The following is a 20,751-nucleotide window of genomic DNA, read 5'->3' as shown; positions in this document are numbered from 1 at the left end:
CGATGATGTGCAAACGGAGGCTGTTGAGCCGCTGGCTCGGCCTGTCTGCTCATCGTGCTTGCTGCCGGATTCAGGGCTGCTCGCAGACATGCCCGGTCCAGCGCAGATTGCGGGGCTCCTGGCTGGCTTGCGCAGGGCCCTGGCCATCAGCAGATCGCCCATGCCCGGCGCATTCATGATGGCTTCGGTGACCATGGCCGCGCGAGCGTCGCCGAGGAGACTGTCCCCTCGCGAGTTTGTGGGGGGCGACGTTTTCAGTCGGACCATGTCCTCGTACTGTTGCTCACCCAGGCCGGTTTGTCGGGCGAACAGCTGGCGTTGCGCCTCAGGTAGTTGGTCCTAGGCCTGGCCCGCATCGGCATAGCGCGACACCGCGTTGATCCGTCTGTTGAACCAGTCCCGAAGATTACGTCCGCGCGTGTCGGCTTCAGTCATTTCTGCCAGCGAGTTGGCGCGCATTCCCAGAGCTGTGCGCTCTTCCTCACTGAAGGTGGCATAAGCTGCAATCAGCTCAGAGACCAGCGTGGATCCAATATCCACCACGCCCTGCCAATCGTCGGGGTTGATGGAGGTGTACAAGCTATGGCAGAACTGGTTGAAGCCTTCGCTCTCCCAGTAGCCCAGCAGCAGGTCGGGCAGCTCGCCCCGCTACTTGTCGATCAAGGCTCGCGGCACCTCCTGCCGCAAGGTAAGTTCGCCAAGCTTCTTAACCAGGAACGCATAGTCTTCATCTCGCTTCATTTGCCGAATTCTCAGAGATCGAGAAACTCCTCCCGCATGCGCTTCACCACACCGTCCAGCGTGGCATCGGTGTACACAGGCGTGGGCGCGGAAAGACGGCCCAAGGGCGTGGCGGTGAGAGGGTGAGCCAGTGCCTCGGCCGAGGGATTGGCCAATCCAGCCAGCTCGCGCAGCTTGAGCACGACCAGCACTTCGTAAGGGAAGTACCAATCCTCGTCAAAAGGGAAATCGAATTCGGGGCCACTGCGCTTTGCGCGAACGCTTTGGTGGGTATGACGGTCGAGCGCAGCCAGCAGCGCTTGGACCAAATGCGACGGATCGGGCGTACGCCAGTGCTCGATAAGAAACTCGTAGATCGGCTCCTCATGGGCAAATAGCGGATCCAGCGGCATCGTCAGCCCGAAATGCGAGGCCAGCAGCCGAAGCACAAAGAATTGGGCGCGCGGGTGCGAGGTTTCGTCGGCGTCGAAGTAGGCGCCGTGGGGGAGTGCAGAGAGGACCCAACGCATCAGGGACAAGGTTTCTTGTTGCCAACCCAGCAAGAACACCCGAGCGAGGCCGGACACTGCCGAACGCAACCGAAGCATCCCCAAGTACTGGGGTCGGCCTCCGTTACGAAAGTCTTGCAGCATGAACTCGTCGAAGCGGTGATCCGCACGTGCTCCCCAAAACTCGTAAGCGGCCGCCCGCACCCACGTTGCCGCATAGTTTGGATCACCCTTCAGGCAGGACTGAATAGCGATCCAGCGCTGAGCGTTACTAACACGAGCAAGGTCGCCATTGGCGTTGGCCAGCGTATAAATCCACACGCCCTCTCCGTCAGGGGAAGGGTAAGGAAAACCGCCTTCAGTCGCGTATCTTTTGAGGGAACCCAAATCCTCGGTTTCCCAGTTCTGTAGACCCAGGACATAGTTCGCGAGAAATTTGCGGATGGAAGGGAATTTACTGGCCAGGCCAGATCGCTGAAAAGCTATAGAGGTCATGACGTTTCTAAATCCAGTCGAACAATTCCAAAATCGGCGTGCCGGTCTTGTTGGGTGGCGGAATGCCGCCCCCGCCACCGCCGCTGCCCGGCACGCAGCTCTGCTTGCTGGGGTCGCAGCTGGGGCTGGGGTCCACCAGGATGTCTGCGCGCGCCGCGCCGCTGCTCAATACAAGGAGCAGGAGCAGAAGTAGCAGGCCGATCCGTGTCGACATCAATGTCGATTTATGACGCTCTTTTAACTTGTTATTCAAGCGCATACAAATATCTTTGAACGCAAAACATGAAGCTTCACTCGGCCAGATAGGGCGCTTTCAACAGGGTGGGAGATCGGCGCTTGAAGTGCCCCGCAATCACGCACCACCCCTTCACAGATAGCTCAATCGTCCCCAGCTGCGCCGCAATATTTCGCTGGCGTGTTGAATCTTTCCAGCGATCGTGTAGAGGCTGAGCGCCACCGGGAAGCGTCCCGACGCCTGACCCACAAACACGGCCACATCCACCGGCACGCCATCGGCGCGGCCGGTGAAGCGTCCCTCGGCCCCGCTCAGCACACCATAGCTGGCGGGCTGTACAGCAATGGAGCGCACGCGCCCCGGCGATACGCCAAAATTCTCGCTGGCACGCCGAATGGCCTTGCTGGCGACGGCCAGCATCTGGCCTTCCGAAACGCTTTGCTCGCGCCAGCCTGAGAAGGTCATCACCAGCGGCGGGTGGTAATGCATCGGGCTCTCGGCCACGAACTGCGGCCTTCCCCTGTGCTGAATGAGCCGGGCCTCCCAGGGCGGCTGGTTTTCCAGCCAAATGACCAGACCCAGCTCGCCGACCTCGAAGATCTGCATCTCGCGCAAGCGGCGTGCGGGCGCGGCAGGCGCTTGCGCCAGACCGGGCAGAGAACTTCCGGCCAGCGCAGCCGCGCAAAACGCGCGCCGCCGCAGCCCGCCCACGGCCACCGCAGCCTTCATCGCAGGCCTCCGCCCGAGACAGCGGCGCCCATGCCCAGCAAGCTCAGCGCCGCCACGGCCAGCCAGCTATACCAACGAAGGCTGCGCCGGAACGCCTCGCCCATCTTGCAGCGGCAGCTGAGCCAGCACACCAGCCACACGAGCAGGTAACTCACCAGCGCCCGGCCCAGCAGATTGCCCAGCACATAGCTCAGACTCATGCCGCATCCACGGCTGCGGTCTGCGCAAGCTGCCATCCCGCCGGTGTCCACTGCATCAGCTGCAGCGACAGCGCATGCTCGTCGATGCTGGCATGGAACACTCGCGCGGCCTCGGCCTGTAGCGCTTGCAAAGCACCTGGCACGCTCAGATTGGCGATCAGCAGCACGTCACGGCGAGGCGCACACACGCAGGTCTGCCGGCCGATCTCGCTGCTCACATGGTGTTGCCAGAAGCCGTCGAAGGCCAGCAGCACGGCCTCCAGCTCGCCGCCGGTGCGCACCGCGACCAGGCCCTCGTGAACGCCCGTGCGCAGCAGCTGCGCCGAGAAGCGGCCCTTGAAGTTGGCCAAGGCCAGGGCCTGGCAGTCGGCAAGAGCCACGCCGGCCCGCGCCAGCAGCGGCGGCGTGGCCATCACGAACTGCTCGGGCTGCTCGAAGGCATAACTCAGCAGCAACTCGCCGCACAAGGGGGCCGTCACCGGCAGCTGCTCATCGGGCACGCCGTGCAGCCGCAGCGCATCGATGAAGCGGCGGTGTTTGACCCTCAGGGTCAGTCCTTGGGGGCGGTAGAGATCGTCAGTCATGTTGAAGAAGAACTTTGTGCAAGGGTGAATGATCCGTCAGGGATGGGGTAGCCAAGCCGCATCAGGCAGTGAAGGCACCGGTGCTCATCGGAATGCCCAGCGTCTGACCCAGGCTTCGCAGTTCCTCGGCATAGGCCGAGCGCACAAGCACCGCCGCCCAGGCATCGTCGTCGTTGCCCAGCACCAGCAGCCGGTGGCCGCGCGCCAGGAACCAGGGCTCTGCCTCGGCCAGCAGGGCTTCGCACAGATCAAAGCCGCCGCTCACCTCCGCCAGGCTGTCGGGGGTGTTGAACTCACCCAGCCCGCGCTGCTGGGCCAGCTGGTCGAGTTGGCCCAGCAGCGTCTCGTCATCCCGCAGGTCTGCATGTACGCCCATGCCCTGCTCGCCCAGCAAGCAGGCCAGGGCGCTGACATCGGCCACCTTGCGCGCCTTGCCATGGGCGTCCAGCACGGCTTCCAGCGCATCCACATCGCCATCGGCCACCAGCTCCAGCCAGCGTGCCAGCCCCTTGCGCTTGCTCTTGGCCAGATCGGCGCGCTGCGGCAGTGGCGGTGCCTGGACGGGCACACCCGCACCCACGCCCTCGCCGCGCCAGGCATCCCGCGTGTGGCGGATATGCGCCCGGTAATGCGCCACCAGGTCGCGTGGGTAGTAGGGGTGGTCGCGGAAGCTGCTGTCGTCGATGTCGTAGGCGCAAACAGCCAGCGCGGCCTCAAAGGCGAAGTCGACGAACAGGCTTTCGAGTACGCCGCGCTTTTCTGCCGCCTCGGGGCTGAAGTCGCGCACGGGCTTCCAGCCATACGGCTTCATCAGGCGACACCAGCGCGCCATGTGCCGCTCAAGCGCCGCGCCCATCGCAGCACGTGGTGCCGACAACACGGGCAGCAGCGACTCGGTCCACACGGGCGAGGTCCACGCAGGCGTGCGTCCGTACTTCTTCGCGAGACGCCAACCGGGATGGAAGGCCTTGAGCAATAGGTCCGGCCCATACAGACGTCCATCGACCTGGTCGCTGACGAGCGCCGTCAGCGACGCCACGTCGTCAGCGTTGGGCAGCAGCAGCAACCCAAGGGACAGGTACCGCAGGGCCTTGCGGTCGTTCAACCTAAGCGAGAACTCCGAGACATGTTCGCGCAGGAAAGGCTGATCGTCGGACAACCGGTGCGCCAGCGCCCCCAGGGACAGGCCTGTCGCGTACAGGCAGGCCGCCCGATCGACAATCTCCTCGGCAATGAACGGCCCACCGGAGGGCAGATCTGGCTCGTTGAGCCGGGCAAGCAGGCTGCCATACACCGCTTCATAACGCCCCGCATCGCCGTCGGGGTCTCGCAGTTGGCGGTCGAAGCAAATCTCTATGGGTTCCATGGTTTTCCGACTTCAACTTGTCTTGGGTGCATCTTCATGGCCGTGCCCAGCCCACACCTCGCCGGTGGTCAGCCGGACAAGCTCTGCAGACTTGGCGTTCTCGGCCCTGAAATACAAGGCGCCACCGAGGCTGTAGAGCAGCGACAGCGCACAGCGATCCGTCTCGTCCTGGATGTACCCCACAAACGCGTCACCGGCCACCAGGGAGCAAATCCAATCCACCAGCATCAAGGCCTCGTACCAGCCCTGCAGATCCTTGATGCTCGGCAACTTGAGCGTGATGCCGGCTCGGGGGCCGACACCATCCGCCCAGTACTCGCACACGAAATCACCAGGCCTGAAGCTTACGTATGCGTGCGGCAAGGGACGTAGTTCCATGGGCGCCCTTTCCATGGAGAAGAACTGGTGTACTGGCCACGCCTGCGGCGCAGAACCCGTGCCTGACATGAGGTATCGCAGGACCGCGTCAGCGCGCTGATCTACAGGCGTGACCAATTCCGCCGAGAAGTGAAGGATGTAGTGCTTTGACATGGTGTCTTTCAACTCACGATGTTCGGAGACCAAACAACTTTCAGGTTCGCCAGGTCCGATTCCTTGGCGAACAAGGCCTGCAATGTCTCAGCGGCTTCCTTGCTTGCAACATGCCACTCGACCTTGGTGCCGCCCGCAGCCAACAGTTGCCCGCGCGCGTCGCTGATCGCGTCGTTGCGAAACTTCGCGGCCAAGGGCGGTGGTTGACCACTCACCAACGGATTGCTGCCCGTGTAGTCCTTGGCATCGAGCAACACATCGCGCTTGGCGTCGTAACCGTCAAAGGCCTTGCCGCCGACCTGATACTCAATGTTCCTGGGCGCCCCAGTGATCTGCTTTTCGTAACGGAAATGCGCATTGTCCGGCCTACTGATCTCGATCCAGGCACCCTTGCCGCCATCCGAGGCTCCCAGCTTGTAACCGCTCGGACTCTTGGGCGCCTGGTATGGCATGGGCAGAGCGCATTTTGCGTTATGCACCCACAAGCCCGATTGGCCCACGAAGTAGTTTGGCGTGGCCGCGACACTGAAGTTGTAGACCCGCAGCGGCGCTTGAACCGCCTTGTTCGACAGCACCAACACGTCGCCGCTCAGCGAAGCCAGCACGTCTTCATCGCTCACGTCCTCGGCCGGGGTCCAACCCTTGCCCTGCACCCACAAGGGGTGTTCGTCGGTCAGGCGAAAGGTCTCGAACTCGGTCTTCAGCTCGCGGTAGCGCGGGGCCATGCGGCCGAAGGTGCGCTCGACCGCCTGCGGCGCGTCGGTCCAGAAACGGTCATGACGCGACAGCACCTGCTCACCCTGGCTCACCCCTTCGATGGCCATGGTTCCCGTGGGCAGCTGCACCAGCGTGCCGCCAGCAAAGCTGGCGCAGCCCAGGTCCTTCTTGAGGCCCTTCACGGCATCGCCCACCGAAGCGCTGTACTTACCCAGCCGCCCGGCCAGCTTCAGCGCGACGGCGGGGCTCACATAGCTGCCAATCACCTTGCCCAGGTCGTAGGCCCCGCACTGGGTGGCGCGCATGATGGTGTCGACGGCCTCCTGCCCCAGCAGTTCGCCCAGCACTTTCAAGGTGCCCTTGGGGTCCTTGTAGAAGGCCTTGCCCAGCTCCACCAGGCCCTTCACCACCTCAGCGGGGTTGGAGATGAGGTCGATCAGGTCGGTGATCTGGCCCTTCAGGCCTTGGAACAAGCCCTTGCCGAATTCGTAGCCATACTTCAGGGCGCCGCTCACACCGCCCCACAGGGAGGACCAGAAGCCCTGGTCCTCGGGCTTGGCACCTTTGTTGTCCTCGCTGGCCGGCGTCTTCTCGCAAATGTCTTCCAGGAACTGGCAGTTGTTCTTCTTGGCCCAGGCCTGGCGAGCGGCAGCATTGGCAAAGCACTGACCGGGGTCTGGGCAGATGGCGGTGGTGATGCCGGAGCCCGAGGAGGGCGCAGACTGCGACCGCGCCAGGCCCGGCATCAGCCCGGTCAGCGCCAATACAAGCAGCCAGACCAAGGCAGCTTTGAACGGCGCGATCCTGGCAAAGTCGTTCACAGGCACGGCCAGTCCTCCACGGGCCGCTCTGTGGGCGGCTTGCCCCCACTGCCCCCTGTGCCTGCTGCGCAGCGCTGACTCTTGAGCTCACAGCTGAGGCCTCCACCGGGAAGGATGTCGGCCTGCGCGACGCCTGCGAACAGCCCAAGACTGACAAGCAGGCCTCGGCTCAGCAGCAGGCCGGACAATTTCAGTAGTAGCTTGTAGCGTTGTTTTAACCCGTTACTTGTTTGCATATTGAATTTCTGATCACCGAAACGATGTGTCGGGTTACGCTGCGCTAAACCGACCTACGAGGCGACAAAACGCCTTCGCTCAAGGCAGCTTGCAATGCGGCCAGATGGGGAAGCGGTTTTCCGGATGGTGGTGCCAGGTGACCTTGTCGTTCGGGTCGGTGAACCAATCACCACCCATGCACAGGTTCTCAGTTCGAGTCGGTACTACATCCCGGTGAAAACGTTCCAGTTGCCAATTGAGCCGTATGGGCAACTCGCCCGTCAGCACCGCGATAGACACCCGAAAACCGTGTTTGCGAGCCAGGCGCAAGACCTCGGCCGGAATCCGTTCACGCATCTTGATGCGGTAAGGGCCTTTGAGTTCGCCTGTGTTTTCCTTGCCTCCGGGCGAGGACTCCTCGCGCCAGCTGACCAAGACTTCCTCGGGCACCTTGTGACCGGTGTCGGCGAAAAAACTATCGCCACCAAAGTTCGGCACACTCCTGGGATCAGCAAGGCTGGGGCGCCAATCGTTCGCAGCCTGGTCGCTGTCGAAGTAAGCAAAATTGGTCAACCCCACCACTTGCACAGCGTACAGATTTCTGGGTGTCTTGTTCTCTGCGTAATAGCTGGCGTTTTCTCCGCCGCGCAGATTCAGCTTCACTACTGCAGCGGAACAACCTGTCAAGGCCGACACGGCCGTGGTCAGCAGCGTCACTACCGAGAGTTTTTTCATCATCGTCGTCATCCCTGTCTTCATTGCATCACCACCCCTAAATTGCTGCGCAACCATTCCCCATATTTCTGCATGTCCACCAAACCTGCGCGGTTGCCGCAGCAAGGCTGTTCACGCGTATCGCCCGTGCCAGGGTCGAATACCTGGGTGGCTGGGTTGTATCGGATATAGCCGCCGCTCTGGCTGAGGGCGTAGCGCATACCGCCCTCCGGATCGGTGCTCTTGCCGGGGCTCTCCCGCCCAGCGACGCGAACCTCCCGATCGCGACTCAAACCCCCCATGCCAGGCAGGGCCCAGGGCAGCACGCGGGTCTCGTCGTGGAGGATGGGATTGCTGACGGTTCGCTGCTCCGCTGCCAAGTCATCCATCTTCAAGCCTGCGGCCTTGGCCTGCTGCCACATCCAGTTCAGCGCCACATCGGACAAATCGCCCCCATCGCCTCCCGCGCCCGCATAACCACCGCCCACATCGGAGTGGGCGCCGATGAAGCCGCGCTCGATCACCTGGCCCGCTGTGCCGCCCATGGCCGACTCCAGGGGAAACATCGCCCGGTGTTCGTTGACCGCTACCGCATGGGCGACGGTTTGAAACTGTGCCGCGTCCACCGTGAGATTGAAGTCACCGATGGCGGTGCTGAGCACGGAGTCAAACAAGCCCATGAAACGCAGCTGGATGTCCACGCAGTTGTAGCGCGAATCCTCTGCCTCGTAGCCAAACAGCTTTTTGTTGAAATAGTCAGCCTTCTTGCGCGCAATGATCTGGTTGCTGAAGTCCCGCGCCGCTGCCGCGCCGCGGCTGAAACCCACGATGTCCAGGGTGATGCTCAGCGGCGCTTCCTTGCTATAGGGCTGCTTCTTGTCAACGAACTCGTCTTGCCATTTGGCTTTGACATAGGTATCCAACCTATCAAGCTGAGTGTTGATTCGATCACGCAAGGTGTGGGCCAGGGCTCCATCCATGAGTGCCCCCGTGCCCGGGCCTTCTATGTAGAAGGGCTTGTCTGCTCTCGCAAGAAATGCGTCATTTGTACCCTTGCTCATGTCATTGTCTTGGTACGCCTTCCTCAACCAGTACACATTCGTCCTGCTCTCCTCCGTATTCCCCGTGCCATCAAAGGCAAACAAGATCAGGCCCGAGGGATCCACAAAGCGCAAGGGGTTGGCGCGGACATAGCTGTAGGCATTGGGGCCGTCCGGCGTGCCCAGCGGATCAGGCGTTAAATACTCGCCTCTTGCGGGGTCGTAATAGCGGTGATCGTTGTAGTGCCAGCCGGTCTCGGCATCCCAATGCTGGCCCGGCAAGCGCAGATTCAACACAAATCCCGCCTGAACTCGCGGGCTGACCCGCGCCTTTCCAAACTCGGCATAGTCGGCCTGCCAGATGAGTTTTGCCCGCTCATCCGTCGCTGCCTCAACAGCCCCGAGATGATTGGCATGCAGCCACACCAGGCGCTCGGAATCGGCCCGCCAGGCGCTCAGCAACTCAGCCGCATCGTGGAGCATGTGCGAGAAGGCACTTCGGCCGGCACCCGCAGGCAAGCCCTGCGGGCTGTCGATCAGGGCAATCGGCAGATCGGCCAAATACACATACTGACGGGTGATGCGTCCCTGGGCGTCCAGTTCGGCACTCAGCAGACGGTCTTGGTACAAAAAATGGGTCTGCCCCGTCGGCGTGGCCTTGGCGACCCGTTCGCCCCGGTGGTTGTAGCGGTAGGCCCCCAGGACCCCATCGGCTTCGCGCACCTCCAGCAGTCGGCCCAGGGCGTCCCAGCGCAGGCTGCGCTGGCCCATGCGGGTAGCTTGGCCGTTGGCGTTGTACTGTGCAGGCGCAGCCGCCTGCGTGCCTAGCCAGCGATGGCTACCGGCCTGATAAGCAGGAGCAAGCGTTTGGGTGCTCAGGTCGGCTGCATCCGCCACCTCTTCTTGCTGCAAGCGGCGACGGCCCGCAGCGTCAAAGTACCAGCGGCTGCTGTGCTGCTCGGTCAAGGCGTTGGGGCCTTGGGCCCAAGCACCGCGAGCGCGCACGGCGGCGACCAGGCGGTCGCGCCCGTCATAGGCATAGGCCTGGGTTTCGATCTGAGCGGCCGTGCGCCCGGCCTCGCCTGCCGAGCCCAGATTGGCGCCCAACAGCAGATTGCCCTGGGCGTCCCACAAATAACGCCTGTCCACCAGGGCTTGAGGATCGCGGGCATGCCCCCAGGCACCCGGCGCTGAGGGGTCAAACCACGGCTCATTGACTTTGGCTCCGCCAGCCGCATGTGCGGACGCCAAACCCAGCATGGCCAGGCCGGCACCATCGTTAGGGGCCTGCGGATGCCGATGGATCAAGCGCGCCAAGACACCCTCGCGGCTGCGTAGCGCATGGGTGCTGATGCCGTTGCCACTCTTTGCGTGGCGCAGCCCCACCAGGTCGCGCTCCAGTTCGCTGACAAGCGTTTGTGCCGGCCCCAGTTTCTGCAACCAGGCGGCGTCAAAGCGGCTGCGTTTCAGGGCCACAACTTGCCCCTGTCCATTGCGCTCATACAAGAGCCAGCTGCCATCGGGCAGACTGCTGGCCTGCAAGACGCCGGCTTCATCAAAACGGTAGCGTGTGAGGCTGGTGTAGGGCTCACCTTGACTGAGTTTGAGCGTCACGGTCTTGCTCACCCGCAAACCGCGCAGATCATACTCATAACGCTCACTTTGTTCGGGATGTTCCAAACTCACCAAACGACTGCCAACATAGGTCCACATGGTGGTTTGGGTCTGGCTGCGGCTTGAATCGCGGACACGCTGGGTCACAATTCGTCCGCCCGGATCGTAGGCGTACTCAGCCCGGTGGCCTTGTGCATCCACGGCCGCCACCATGCGATCAGCCGCATCAAACTGGCGCAGCTGGCGCCCGCTGTCCGGGCTGAGGCTCAGCACGCTTCGGCCGAAATCGTCATGGCGTTCGTGTGCCGGCAAGGGCCGATCTGCCGCCGCCTGAACATCGGGCAGTGGCAGCAAGCTGCGGCCCAGCAAATCGGTGATGCGCTGGGGCTGACCGTCAGGGCCGTAATCAATGGCGAAACCACCGCCTCGGCTGTCCTTGAAACTGCTGAGTTGGCCATAGCCTTGCGCATAAGCGTACTGCTGGGTCAAAGCCATGCGCGCGCTGCGCTGCCCCTGCTCCAGCAACTGGCCTTCGGTGTCAAAACGATAGCTTTCTAGCACCCCCTTGGCATCGGCTCGCCAAAGCGGCCGGCCCGCCACATCCATGGCCTGGCGCAGCAGCGGGCGATAGTTGCCCGAAGCTCGCTCGCCCTCGCCCATTTCAACGGGCCGACCCAACTCGTCATAGCTGATGCTGCGAACCACGGGCCGCGCCCAAGCGGGGCCAGAGCTGCTGAGTTGCGCCATGCGCCCCTGATCGTCGTAACTCCAGCGGGTCCAAATGCCCTCGCCGTCTTCGACCTGTTCAAGCCGGCCACTGCCAGGCTGATAGGCCATGCGCATGGGCGCAGCGCCAGGTCTTTGCAAGGCCAACATGGCCACGCCCTTCTCATCCCAAGTCAGCCGGGTGATGTCCGAATCCTCCGGCAAGCCCTTGGGCCCATTGGCCAGCGGCCCGTCAATCTCTGCCAGCAGGCTATTGCCCGCCAGCGTGGTGTAGCGGTAAGTGGTGGTTCGCTCCAGCGCCGCCGGCGCCTCCTTGCCCTCAGCATCCACCGGGCTCCAGCCCCGCTCCGTCACGCGGGTCAGCTGGCCGAGCGCGTTGTAAGCCAGCTCCGTGCTGCGCGTCTGGCCCGCAATGACGCTGGGCTGGGTGATGCGCGCGGGCTGCTGGCCCAGGGCCATGCTGCCGTCGGCGTAGCGGATGTCGCTGTACGCATAGCGCTGCAACCACTGCGCCGACTGGGGCTTGCCGGCCTGGTAGCTCTGCCGGGCCGTCTCTACCAGGCGGCCCTGCGCGTCGTAGCGCCTCAGCTCGGCCTGCAAGGGCCGCCCCTGCGCGTCGAGCTGGCTGGCGCGGATCAGGCGGCCTGCGCTGTCGTAGCCATAGCTCATATTGGTCGGCCCGCAGCTCGCGCAACCCGGCCCCAGGCTTTGCAGCAGCCGGTACTGGCCGCCGATCACGGCGCTCAGCAGCTCGGTCTTTTGCCCCAGGCTGTTGGTCAGCACGGTCTTGCCCACGCTGCGCGCCTGCACTTCGCCGCTGCGGTCGGGCCGGCCTTCGGTGGGCAGGGGGCGGCTGAGGTAGTGCAGGCTGATTTGCTCAACGCCCGTGCCCGCCACCACCTGACCCGCCGCGTCGCGCTGCTGCGCCTGGCCCTTGCTGGAGAGTATGGCCCGGCCGCTGGCCTCGTAGGCGTAGCTGGCCAGGCGCTGGGTTTGTACTTGCGCAGTCTGGGGGTCTGGCTGCCTGAGGCTGATGCCGGTGAGCGCCCAGGGGTTGCCGGCCTGGTGCTCGGCCTCGTAGTGGTACAGGCGGGCCCCTGTGGCGGTTTGTCCGGGGCGGGTCTCGCCTCCGAAGGCGTAGGCCACCTCGCTGAGCCGGCCTTGCTTGTCCTGGCTGTAGTGGATGCGCCCCAGCGGTGTCTGGATGGCCAGCAAGGGCGGGCGTTGGCCCGCGCCGGCGCGCCCGTACACAAAGCTGAGCTGGCGGCCCTGTGGGTCGCGCACGCTCAGCAAGTCGCCCAAGGGGCTGTAGCTGAGCTGCACTTGTTCGCCGCTGGCCGCACGTATGCTTTGCAGCGGCTGCCCGCCCTGGCTGCCGCCGCCAAAGCTGAGCGTGCGCCCATCGGGCCAGCGCCAGTGGTAGCGCAGCTGGCCGGCCGTGCCCGCCTCGATGCGCACCTGGCCGTCGCCCGGCTGGGGGCTCACGCACAGGCTGCGGCCGGGCTGCTTGGCAAAGCTCAGGCGCCGGCCATCGGCCTGCACGATCTGGATCTGCTGCCCCAGGTCGTGGAGCACGGTCTCATAGCTCATGCGCCACTGCACGCCCAGCAGGCCGGGGTTGCTGCTCAGACTGTTGTAGTAGCGCTTGAGCTCCAGGCCCAGCACACCGGGCAGGGCGGCCAGGTCGGTTTCTTCCTGGTATTTGTTGCCGCTGATCAGGTGGATGGGATTGCCCCCGCCCACATGCACGCCGCCCCCGCCGCCGCCGCCTTGCGAGGCCGGGCCTGCGCCGCCGCAGCTGGGGTTGCCATTGCCCGGCGGGCTGCAGGTGCCGCCACCGCCGCCGCCACCGCCTCCCGGCGGCAGGGTGGGCAGTGTGCACAGGCCCAGCGCTTGCCGGGCCGGCGTGCAAGGCGTGCCGCCCCCGCCGCCACCACCACCGCCGCTGCCCGGCACGCAGCTCTGCTTGCTGGGGTCGCAGCTGGGGCTGGGGTCCACCAGGATGTCTGCGCGCGCCGCGCCGCTGCTCAGGGCAAGGAGCAGGAGCAGCGGCAGACTGATCAGTGCCAGTTTGTAACGCTGCTTTAACCAGTTACTTGATTGCATATTGAATTTCTTGAAACAAGATGACGAGGCGGCTGAGCCAGCTCATCCACAGGTTTCTGGTGGCGGTGTCGGGCAGTTGTTGCCTTGGCAGGGACGGCATTCACTGGCCCACCAGGGGCAGTCGGGTGGAGCCGGGTTGCCTGGGTTGCCGGGCCCGCCGGGGTTGGGAGGCACGGGGGGCTGGCTGGGCGGGCCCGGATCGGTGGGCTGGCCCCCGTTGCCATTGCCCGGGTTGGAGATATTGCTGTCTTCGATCGCGTCGGAGAGCATTTGCTGCGTCACATGGACGACGATGGGAATGCGGCCTCTGGCCAGCAAGGCTTGGTGAAAGGGTTCGGCCGCGCCGCTGAATTGGCGCATCACGGCCAGCATCATCCGGTCGACAAAGGGCACGGCAGGCTTGTAGCCATAGACCACGCGCAGCTTGATCTGGTTGGCGTCATGCAGGGTCTGGCCGCTATGGGTTTTGAGAACGGCATCCTGAAACGCCAGCCCGCGATTGGGGATCACCCGTTTGCCGGCGCCCACGCTGTCTTTGAGTTCGGGATCGGCAAAGTCGTCGAAGCTCTCTTTGGTGGGGCTGAGCAGTTCGATACTCAGGTTGGTGGCGGCGTCGGCCTTGGCCTTACCATAAGCGATGGCCAGCTCCGCAGCAGTCTGGCCACCGCCGTACAGCGGCAGCAGATTTTTCTCCAGGGCGTCGCGGATCTTGGATTGCTGGGCATGGCCGATGGCACCTGCCCGGGCGGCCATGAAGGTGGCGTGGTTGACGATGTTCTTGCTGTGAAACAGCAGGCTGTACTGCAAGAGGCCCAGACCCAGCGCCGTGATGACGGCGCCAACAAGCAGGAACTCGACCATGGCAGCGCCGCGCGGCCTCGTTGCGCCCCGCTCTCTCCTGCTGTTGACGGACTTTCTTTTGCTCATCGTTGTGCCTTACCGAGTTGCCTGAGCGGCCGGTGCTTCAAGTGGTCAAGGCCTGTTTTCGACTGCGGAGGGCGCTGTGCGGCGCTGCTGCAGGCCGTCTGCGGCCAGCAGCCAGTCCCGCATCTCCAGCTGGCACCCCGGCGCCAGGGCGTGCGCGGCCGCCGCCGTTGCGGGCAGCTCCAGCACATGAGTCGTGCCCGCCGGGCCGAATGCCAGCCGCCAGGGTTTCAGGCCCGCCGTGATGCGCAGCACGCGCCCCTGCGCATCGAGAAACGCCAGGTCGATAGGGGCTCGCACAAAGCAGCTGTGAACACTTTTGCAGTTGACAAGCAGCAAGGCTTCGCAAAAGGGGAGTCGGCGCAAAGGGGGGCGCCCCATCAAGCCCCAGAACCGCGCACCGAAGCTGCGCGCCACCCCCAGGTCCAGCATGACGGCGGTGTGCCGGCGCGCCGAGGGCTCGAAACGCTCCTTGCGCCAGGCCGCGGGCAACAGGCTCGCGGGCGAAAACAGCGGCCCAAAACGCGAGCGCCAAGCCGGCGGAAAGCCTGGCTCCAACAGCGTGTTCTGATGCTTGGAAATCATCGAATCCATGGCCTTAAATTCCGCTGTGAATGAACTTCATGGCGATGGGGAAGAAGATCACGATGAAGGTGCAGGGGAAGATGAAGGCAATCAAGGGAAAGAGCATCTTCACCGGCGCTTCCATGGCCAGCTTCTCGGCACGCAAAAAGCGCTCGACGCGGCGTTGATCGGCCTGGATGCGCAGCACCGGCCCCAGGCTCATGCCCATGCTCTCGGCCTGAATGACGGCGGACACAAAGTTGCTGATGCTGGGTTCGTTCAGCCGCTCGGCCAGGTCGCGCAGCGCCTGCGCCCGGGCTTTGCCGGCGCGGATATCGCGCAGCACGCGCTGCAGCTCCTCCCGCAGCACGCCGGCCGGGCCCTTGCTCACGGACTGGGAAATGGCGCCCTGCAGATTGAGGCCCGCTTCGACGCAGAGCGTGATGACGTCGAGGTAGAAGGGCAGGGTCTTGAGCAAGTCTTTTTTGCGCGCGGCCAGGCGGTCGGACAGCCAGACCAGCGGGTAGAGCCAGCCCATCAAGGCGCCGCCAAGCGCCACTTGCAGATAGAGCAACGGGCCGAATCCCGCCGCGGCGACGTTCGGTGCCGGCTTGTCAAACACCGACAGCATCCACGCCGCCAGCAAGGCAATCAGCAGGCCGCAGACGACGCGGCTGGCCAGGAACTGCGCCGGCGCCAAGGTGAAGTCCAGGCCCGCCTTGCGCAGGCGGGTCTGCAAGGCCGCATGGCTTTTCGCGGGAATGACGCCGCCGATGAAGTAAGCCACCACATGGATGGGCCACCACATCAGGCGAAAGCCCAGCGGCGGCGGGTCTTTGTAGTCCCTGTCCTCCTCGGGCACGGCCATCACCACGCGCGCGCTCAGCCAGGCCACCAGGGCCACGGCCAGGCCCACGGCGAGGCAGACCAGGGTGGGTATGAGATCGGACATATCGCTTTGTTCCTTAAACCTAAGCTAAACATCGATCGCAATGATTTTGCGAATGACGTAAATGCCCATGACTTCAAAAAAGCCTATGGCCACCAGCGTGGCCCAGCCTATGGGCGTGTGCCAGAGCATGGCCATGGCCTCGGGCTCCATATGGTCCAGCACCAGCATCAGCCCCAGCGGCAAGGCGCCCACCACCCAGGCCTGCAGCTTGCCCTGCGCCGTCAGGGCGCCGATCTTGCCTTCCATCTGCAGGCGGCTGCGGATCGTGTGGGCCGTGCGTTCCAGGGTTTCGGCCAGGCCACCGCCGGTCTCGGAGGCGATGCGCATGGCCGAGATCACCAGCGTGGTGGTCTGGGTGGGCATGCGGCGCGACAGATGGGCCAGGCTTTGCTCCAGCGTGACGCCCAGGCGCTGCTCACGCAGCATCAGGCTGAACTCCTGCGCCAAGGGAGCATGGGCTTCGGCCACCAGCTGGGTCATGGCCGAGTTGAGCCCCACACCGGCGCGCAAACCGCCGGACAACATCATCAAGGCGTCGGGCAACTGTTCCTCAAACTTCTGTTGCCGGCGCTTGCGCATCAAGGCGAACACCCAGCGCGGCAGCAAGGCCAGCACCAGGCCACCGACGATGGCCACCAGCCAGCTGCCGCTCAGCGCCCACAGCAGGGCGCCGCCCAGGCCCATCATGGCCAGGTTGGCGACGAAGAGCTGCTCGGCGGGAATGAAGAGAAAGAACTCCTGCAACTGGAACTGCGCGCGCTCCGTAAAGGCTTCGCGGTAGCGCCGCATGGACACCGTGGCCGCCTCGATGGCGAACCAGGCCAGCAAGGCGACCGAAAAGGCCAGCACCACCAGGATGATGGTGAGCGACAGCGCCGAGGAGGAAGAGGCTGCTTGCATGCTTTGCCCCTCCTCAGGCCTGCGCCGCGAGCGCGGGCTTGCCGCTCTTGAAGATGTCCATGTCCAGCGCGTGGCCGGTGGCACGCAGCTCTTCATAGAAGCTGGGCACCAGATCGCAGCCCTCAAACCAGCCCTGCACCCGGCCCTCCGGGCCGATATAGCCCTGATTGTGGAAGCGGAACAGCTCCTGCAGCTGGATCTTGCCGCTCTCCATGCCGGCGACCTCGGTGATGGAGGTCACCATGCGCGTTCCGCAGCTGAAACGGGTTTGCTGGACGATCAAATCCACCGCGCTGGTAACTTGCTCGCGGATGGCCGTCAGGGGCAGGTCCATGCCCGCCATCAAGACCATGGTCTCCAGGCGCGCCAGGCCGTCCCGGGGCGTGTTGGCGTGCAAGGTGGTCAGCGAGCCTTCGTGGCCGGTGTTCATGGCCTGCAACATGTCCAGCGCCTCGGCGCCGCGACACTCGCCCACCACGATGCGGTCCGGCCGCATGCGCAAGGTGTTCTTCACCAGGTCGCGGATGTAGACGGCGCCCTTGCCCTCCACATTGGCTGGGCGCGATTCCAGGCTGATCAGATGCTCATGGTCCAGCTTCAGCTCGGCGGCGTCTTCCACCGTGATCACCCGCTCGCCCGCCGGGATGAAGTTGGACAGAATGTTCAGCAAGGTGGTCTTGCCCGAGCCCGTGCCGCCGGAAACAATCATGTTCTTGCGCGCCTTGACGCAGATTTCCAGAAAGCTCGCCATGGCCGGGCTGATCGCGCCAAAGCGCACCAGGTCCTGCGCGCCCAGCTTGCGCTTGGAGAATTTGCGTATGGTCAGGCAGGCCCCCTTCAAGGCCAGCGGCGGGATGATGGCGTTGACCCGCGAGCCGTCCTTGAGGCGGGCATCGACCATGGGGGAGGACTCATCGATGCGCCGCCCCAGCGGTGCCACGATGCGCTCGATCACCCCCAGCACGGCGCGGTCGCCGGTGAAGGTCAGCGGGTGGCGCGTCAAGCGGCCGCCACGCTCCACATAGATTTCGTCAAAGCGATTCACCATCACTTCGGACACCGACTCATCCGCCAGCAAATCCTCCAGCGGGCCCAGGCCCACGGCTTCGTCCAGCACCTGGCGGCAGAGCAAGTCCTCGTTCAGATCCGCCGGCAGCTCGGATTTGAGGCTGCGCAGAATCTGCCGGATGAACTGCTCGGTCTCCTTTCTGAGCGTCTCGTCGCTCATGGAGGAGACATCATGCCGGCGCAGGTCCATGGTCTCCAGCAGCTTGCTGTGCACGCGCCGACGCCACTCGAACTCTCTTTGCTTGAGCGCCGGGTCGGGCGCCAGCACCAAGCCATAACTGGGTGGAACAGCGGGTGCAGGCGCCGCGGCACTGGCTACCGAGCGCGCTTGCGCGCGCTGCGCGTCGCGCTCCTCCAGGGCCTTGCGCTGGGCCGCCTCGGCCAGCAAGCGGGACTCCAGCAAGGTCTCGGTGGCCTCGCGGTTGCGGGTGGCGGCGGTGTCGGATCTGCTGCGTGGATGGGCGGCTTGCACGACGCCGCCCAGCGTGCCGATTTCCGTCACACGCAGGCTGTAGCCCGCGATACGGATTTCGTCGCTGGCCTTGAGTGGCCCATGCTGGGAGCTGACGCGCTGGCCGTTGACGCTGACGCCGCCAAACGTGCCCAGATCGTCCAGCAGCACGCCCGCTGGCGTGCGGCAAAGCCGCGCATGTTCCTTGCCCACGCGCCAGCTGTCCAGGCGCAGCTCGCATTGGGCGCTTTTGCCGATGACGCAGTCGTCATCGACTTGCACGCTCTGGCTGGCGCCGTCGGGATGGGTGATGTCGATTTGCAGCATGCCGCCTCCTCAACGCGTGGGGGCCGGCGCACCCGCCGCCGGGGTTTGCGATAGCAAGGGCTGCAACCATTGCGAAGCCACCCAGCCGCGCCGGCCGTCCACGTCAACCGCCGTCCAGTGGCTGCGCGCCGGCTCCGCCAAGACCGTGACCTGCTGGCCCCGCGGCAGAACCATCAGCGCCGGCGCATTCACATCCGGCGTAACACGCAAGGCCAGGCGATCCAGGCCGACGCGCAGGCGCAGCTGGCTCAGGCCGGCACCGCTCAAGGTCAGGGCGCCACCGGCCGGCACGGCCTTGTTCGCGCCGGGGGGCAGCAAGCCCAGCAGCGGCCCCTGGCGGTCGGTGTTGGCCAGGCCACCGCCGCTGTGGACGGGGCCGTTCACAAAGGGCCTGACGGCCAGGGCCGGCACCCAGCCCTCCTTGCTACCCAGGCGAACCTGGCGCCATTCCACGCCCTCGTTCGACACCAGATTCGCCCCACCCAGGCGCAGCACGGCGCCCTTGGCCAGGCCCATCAAAGGGCTGGCCTGGCGGCTCGGCCCCTCACGCAAAACCAGCCCCTCCTGCAGCACTTGCAGGTGGGCGCCTTGTTGGGCGTCGTCGCTCGCGGCCACGGCCGGTGCCGGCGCAGGCGCTGGCGCCCGCGTGCTGCCGGTGAAGTCATGGCCCGCTTGCAAAGGCTCGCTGAGGTGCGGGGCTGCGCCCAGGCGCTCTTGCAGGCGCTGCTGCACACGCTCGATGCGCTCGCCGCTCTCGACACTGGCGGGGTCCACCAACCGGGGGGTGACGAAGATCACCAGCTCGGTTTCCTTGTTCTGGTAGCGGGTGGAGCGGAACAGCGCGCCCAGCACGGGAATGTCGCCCAGGAAGGGCACTTTCTCCACGCTATTGGAAACATCGCGCTGGATCAGGCCGCTCAGCACAATCGTCTCGCCGGCGCGGACATTGAATTCGGTATTGGTCTTGCGGGTCAGCAAGGCCGGGCCGTTAGGCGTGCTGATCGAGCCATCGATCTGCGAGAACTCGGTGTCTATGGTGGCGCGGATCATGCCGGAGCGATCCACCCGAGGCAGGATGTCCAGCTTGACGCCATAAGACTTGAACATGATGGTCGGCCCCTGGAGGGTGGCCACCGAGTAGGGGAACTCACCGCCGGCCAGAAAGCTGGCCTTGGAGCCATTGCGGGTGGACAGCTGAGGCTCGGCCAGCACCGTGCTGCTGCCGTTTTGCGCCAGGGCTTGCAGCTGCGCGTTCAAGCCCATATTCAGCGCGCTGAGGATGGTCAGGCCCGAGGGCAGAGGCACGGTCGCCTGGTTGGGATCGTTGGAGGAAATGGGTTGTTTGGTGGTGGTGCTCACATTCACCGTATAGGGTCCGGTGCCCCGGTTGAAGGGCGACCAGATGCCGCCTATCGCCATGCCGCCCACGGCCGACCATTTCAGGCCCAGCTCGCGCAAGGCGTTGACGGGGAACTCCACCACCTTGACGTCGAACATCACCATCTGCTCCCAGCCCTGGCTGGAGGTGAAGTTGACGATCTGCGGATAGCGCTTCTCCAGCATCGCGATGCGGGCCAGGTCGGTGTCGCTCAGGCGCTCGCCCTCGACGATGACCTTGTCGCCGATGATGGAGGCGCGGGCATTGGGAATGGCGCTGAGAAAGGCGGCAATCTCGCGCGCGATGCGCGAGGTGTCACCGGGCACGATATTGATCTTGAGCCGCTGGTAGCGCCCGTCTTCATGCCAGATGAAGAGCGAGGAGGTACCGGGGCCATTGGCGAAGAGAATGACCTCCTTGCCGTCCAGGGCGGCGGCCGTGAGCAGGCCGCCATTGCCCACGGCAATCCGCGCCACGCCCGGTGCCGGGAACACGCGCGACTCGCCCGCGAACATCTCGATCTCGGGCACCTGGCCATCGTCTTCTTGCTTGCGCACCGGCGCGTAAGCGCCGCGGCCATTGGCCTTGGCCGCGCTGCGCGCTGCCTTGCCCTGCAGCATCTCGCCAAAGCCGCCGTCGCCCGACAGCGCCGTCACGGGCGCGCCCGCGCTCTGGGCTGGCGCGCGTTCCTGCGCGCTCAGCAATTCGGCCACGGCCAGAAGAACCGGGCCGAGCAAGGCGGAGCGGCGCCAGGCCAGGGGCTGCTTGAGATTTTTTTGGGCAAGCGCCTTGGCGCCAAGCCCCTGTGTGCTGTGATTCATCGCTGATACCTGGGAAGGCTTGCCCTGTTGCCGCTCGAACCAG

Annotated in this window: 17 protein-coding genes; all 17 read right to left on the bottom strand. The window is 64.7% G+C overall.

Translation table 11 applies throughout. The features are described 5' to 3' along the window. Positions 1-339 precede the first annotated feature (339 nt). On the bottom strand, positions 340-639 hold the full coding sequence (locus tag HNP55_RS05815) for a GAD-like domain-containing protein (protein ID WP_184297848.1): 300 nt from the start codon (positions 637-639) through the stop codon (positions 340-342). Positions 640-752: 113 nt separating this feature from the next. After that, on the bottom strand, positions 753-1,724 hold the full coding sequence (locus HNP55_RS05810) for a hypothetical protein (RefSeq protein ID WP_184297137.1): 972 nt from the start codon (positions 1,722-1,724) through the stop codon (positions 753-755). Between the two features lie 7 nt (positions 1,725-1,731). Further along, on the bottom strand, positions 1,732-1,938 hold the full coding sequence (locus HNP55_RS05805; RefSeq protein ID WP_184297135.1) for a hypothetical protein: 207 nt from the start codon (positions 1,936-1,938) through the stop codon (positions 1,732-1,734). A gap of 153 nt (positions 1,939-2,091) precedes the next feature. Next, entirely contained in the window at positions 2,092-2,688 is a 597-nt protein-coding gene (locus HNP55_RS05800; protein ID WP_184297133.1) for a hypothetical protein, read from the bottom strand. Continuing rightward, a complete protein-coding gene (locus HNP55_RS05795) occupies positions 2,685-2,888 on the bottom strand; it encodes a hypothetical protein (RefSeq protein WP_184297131.1) in 204 nt (67 codons plus the stop codon). The genes HNP55_RS05800 and HNP55_RS05795 overlap by 4 nt, the downstream gene beginning before the upstream one ends. Further along, positions 2,885-3,472, bottom strand: coding sequence for a DUF1444 domain-containing protein (locus HNP55_RS05790; protein ID WP_184297129.1), 588 nt, complete (start codon positions 3,470-3,472; stop codon positions 2,885-2,887). The genes HNP55_RS05795 and HNP55_RS05790 overlap by 4 nt, the downstream gene beginning before the upstream one ends. Positions 3,473-3,533: 61 nt before the next feature. Next, positions 3,534-4,838 (bottom strand): PoNe immunity protein domain-containing protein, encoded by a 1,305-nt coding sequence (locus tag HNP55_RS05785; protein ID WP_184297127.1) that lies wholly within the window; start codon positions 4,836-4,838, stop codon positions 3,534-3,536. A 12-nt stretch (positions 4,839-4,850) separates the two neighbouring features. Then, entirely contained in the window at positions 4,851-5,369 is a 519-nt protein-coding gene (locus tag HNP55_RS05780; RefSeq protein ID WP_184297125.1) for a hypothetical protein, read from the bottom strand. A gap of 8 nt (positions 5,370-5,377) precedes the next feature. Beyond that, the gene (locus HNP55_RS05775) at positions 5,378-6,913 is read right to left on the bottom strand and encodes a polymorphic toxin-type HINT domain-containing protein (RefSeq protein ID WP_184297123.1); all 1,536 of its coding nucleotides are present in this window, start codon (positions 6,911-6,913) and stop codon (positions 5,378-5,380) included. 309 nt (positions 6,914-7,222) lie between these two features. Then, positions 7,223-7,870: a hypothetical protein gene (locus HNP55_RS05770; protein WP_184297121.1), complete on the bottom strand. Its 648-nt coding sequence runs from the start codon at positions 7,868-7,870 to the stop codon at positions 7,223-7,225. A gap of 8 nt (positions 7,871-7,878) precedes the next feature. Continuing rightward, a complete protein-coding gene (locus HNP55_RS05765; protein ID WP_184297119.1) occupies positions 7,879-13,323 on the bottom strand; it encodes an RHS repeat-associated core domain-containing protein in 5,445 nt (1,814 codons plus the stop codon). Positions 13,324-13,365: 42 nt separating this feature from the next. Further along, on the bottom strand, positions 13,366-14,184 hold the full coding sequence (locus HNP55_RS05760) for a TadE/TadG family type IV pilus assembly protein (RefSeq protein WP_184297117.1): 819 nt from the start codon (positions 14,182-14,184) through the stop codon (positions 13,366-13,368). A 111-nt stretch (positions 14,185-14,295) separates the two neighbouring features. Then, a complete protein-coding gene (locus HNP55_RS05755) occupies positions 14,296-14,832 on the bottom strand; it encodes a DUF192 domain-containing protein (protein ID WP_221439479.1) in 537 nt (178 codons plus the stop codon). Positions 14,833-14,845: 13 nt separating this feature from the next. Then, complete coding sequence (locus tag HNP55_RS05750; RefSeq protein WP_184297113.1) at positions 14,846-15,763, bottom strand: type II secretion system F family protein; 918 nt, start codon at positions 15,761-15,763, stop codon at positions 14,846-14,848. Positions 15,764-15,787: 24 nt separating this feature from the next. Further along, positions 15,788-16,663, bottom strand: coding sequence for a type II secretion system F family protein (locus HNP55_RS05745; protein ID WP_184297111.1), 876 nt, complete (start codon positions 16,661-16,663; stop codon positions 15,788-15,790). A gap of 13 nt (positions 16,664-16,676) precedes the next feature. Further along, positions 16,677-18,509 carry an ATPase, T2SS/T4P/T4SS family gene (locus HNP55_RS05740; RefSeq protein ID WP_184297109.1) on the bottom strand — a complete coding sequence of 611 codons (1,833 nt, stop codon included), beginning with the start codon at positions 18,507-18,509 and terminating at the stop codon, positions 16,677-16,679. Positions 18,510-18,518: 9 nt separating this feature from the next. Beyond that, entirely contained in the window at positions 18,519-20,708 is a 2,190-nt protein-coding gene (locus tag HNP55_RS05735) for an SH3 domain-containing protein (RefSeq protein ID WP_184297107.1), read from the bottom strand. Between the last annotated feature and the right edge of the window lie 43 nt (positions 20,709-20,751).

It is taken from the genome of Roseateles oligotrophus (assembly GCF_014204525.1).
Classification (GTDB): domain Bacteria; phylum Pseudomonadota; class Gammaproteobacteria; order Burkholderiales; family Burkholderiaceae_C; genus Paucibacter_A; species Paucibacter_A oligotrophus_A.
Note: the sequence above shows the minus strand (reverse complement) of the source record. Positions and strands in the feature narration are given on the sequence as shown.

Coding starts and splice junctions, on each gene's coding strand:
- HNP55_RS05745 (WP_184297111.1), bottom strand. CDS start 16,663: ATGCAAGCAGCCTCTTCCTCCTCGGCGCTGTCGCTCACCATCATCCTG.
- HNP55_RS05785 (WP_184297127.1), bottom strand. CDS start 4,838: ATGGAACCCATAGAGATTTGCTTCGACCGCCAACTGCGAGACCCCGAC.
- HNP55_RS05790 (WP_184297129.1), bottom strand. CDS start 3,472: ATGACTGACGATCTCTACCGCCCCCAAGGACTGACCCTGAGGGTCAAA.
- HNP55_RS05735 (WP_184297107.1), bottom strand. CDS start 20,708: ATGAATCACAGCACACAGGGGCTTGGCGCCAAGGCGCTTGCCCAAAAA.
- HNP55_RS05755 (WP_221439479.1), bottom strand. CDS start 14,832: ATGATTTCCAAGCATCAGAACACGCTGTTGGAGCCAGGCTTTCCGCCG.
- HNP55_RS05765 (WP_184297119.1), bottom strand. CDS start 13,323: ATGCAATCAAGTAACTGGTTAAAGCAGCGTTACAAACTGGCACTGATC.
- HNP55_RS05750 (WP_184297113.1), bottom strand. CDS start 15,763: ATGTCCGATCTCATACCCACCCTGGTCTGCCTCGCCGTGGGCCTGGCC.
- HNP55_RS05780 (WP_184297125.1), bottom strand. CDS start 5,369: ATGTCAAAGCACTACATCCTTCACTTCTCGGCGGAATTGGTCACGCCT.
- HNP55_RS05805 (WP_184297135.1), bottom strand. CDS start 1,938: ATGTCGACACGGATCGGCCTGCTACTTCTGCTCCTGCTCCTTGTATTG.
- HNP55_RS05810 (WP_184297137.1), bottom strand. CDS start 1,724: ATGACCTCTATAGCTTTTCAGCGATCTGGCCTGGCCAGTAAATTCCCT.
- HNP55_RS05740 (WP_184297109.1), bottom strand. CDS start 18,509: ATGCTGCAAATCGACATCACCCATCCCGACGGCGCCAGCCAGAGCGTG.
- HNP55_RS05760 (WP_184297117.1), bottom strand. CDS start 14,184: ATGGTCGAGTTCCTGCTTGTTGGCGCCGTCATCACGGCGCTGGGTCTG.
- HNP55_RS05795 (WP_184297131.1), bottom strand. CDS start 2,888: ATGAGTCTGAGCTATGTGCTGGGCAATCTGCTGGGCCGGGCGCTGGTG.
- HNP55_RS05770 (WP_184297121.1), bottom strand. CDS start 7,870: ATGACGACGATGATGAAAAAACTCTCGGTAGTGACGCTGCTGACCACG.
- HNP55_RS05800 (WP_184297133.1), bottom strand. CDS start 2,688: ATGAAGGCTGCGGTGGCCGTGGGCGGGCTGCGGCGGCGCGCGTTTTGC.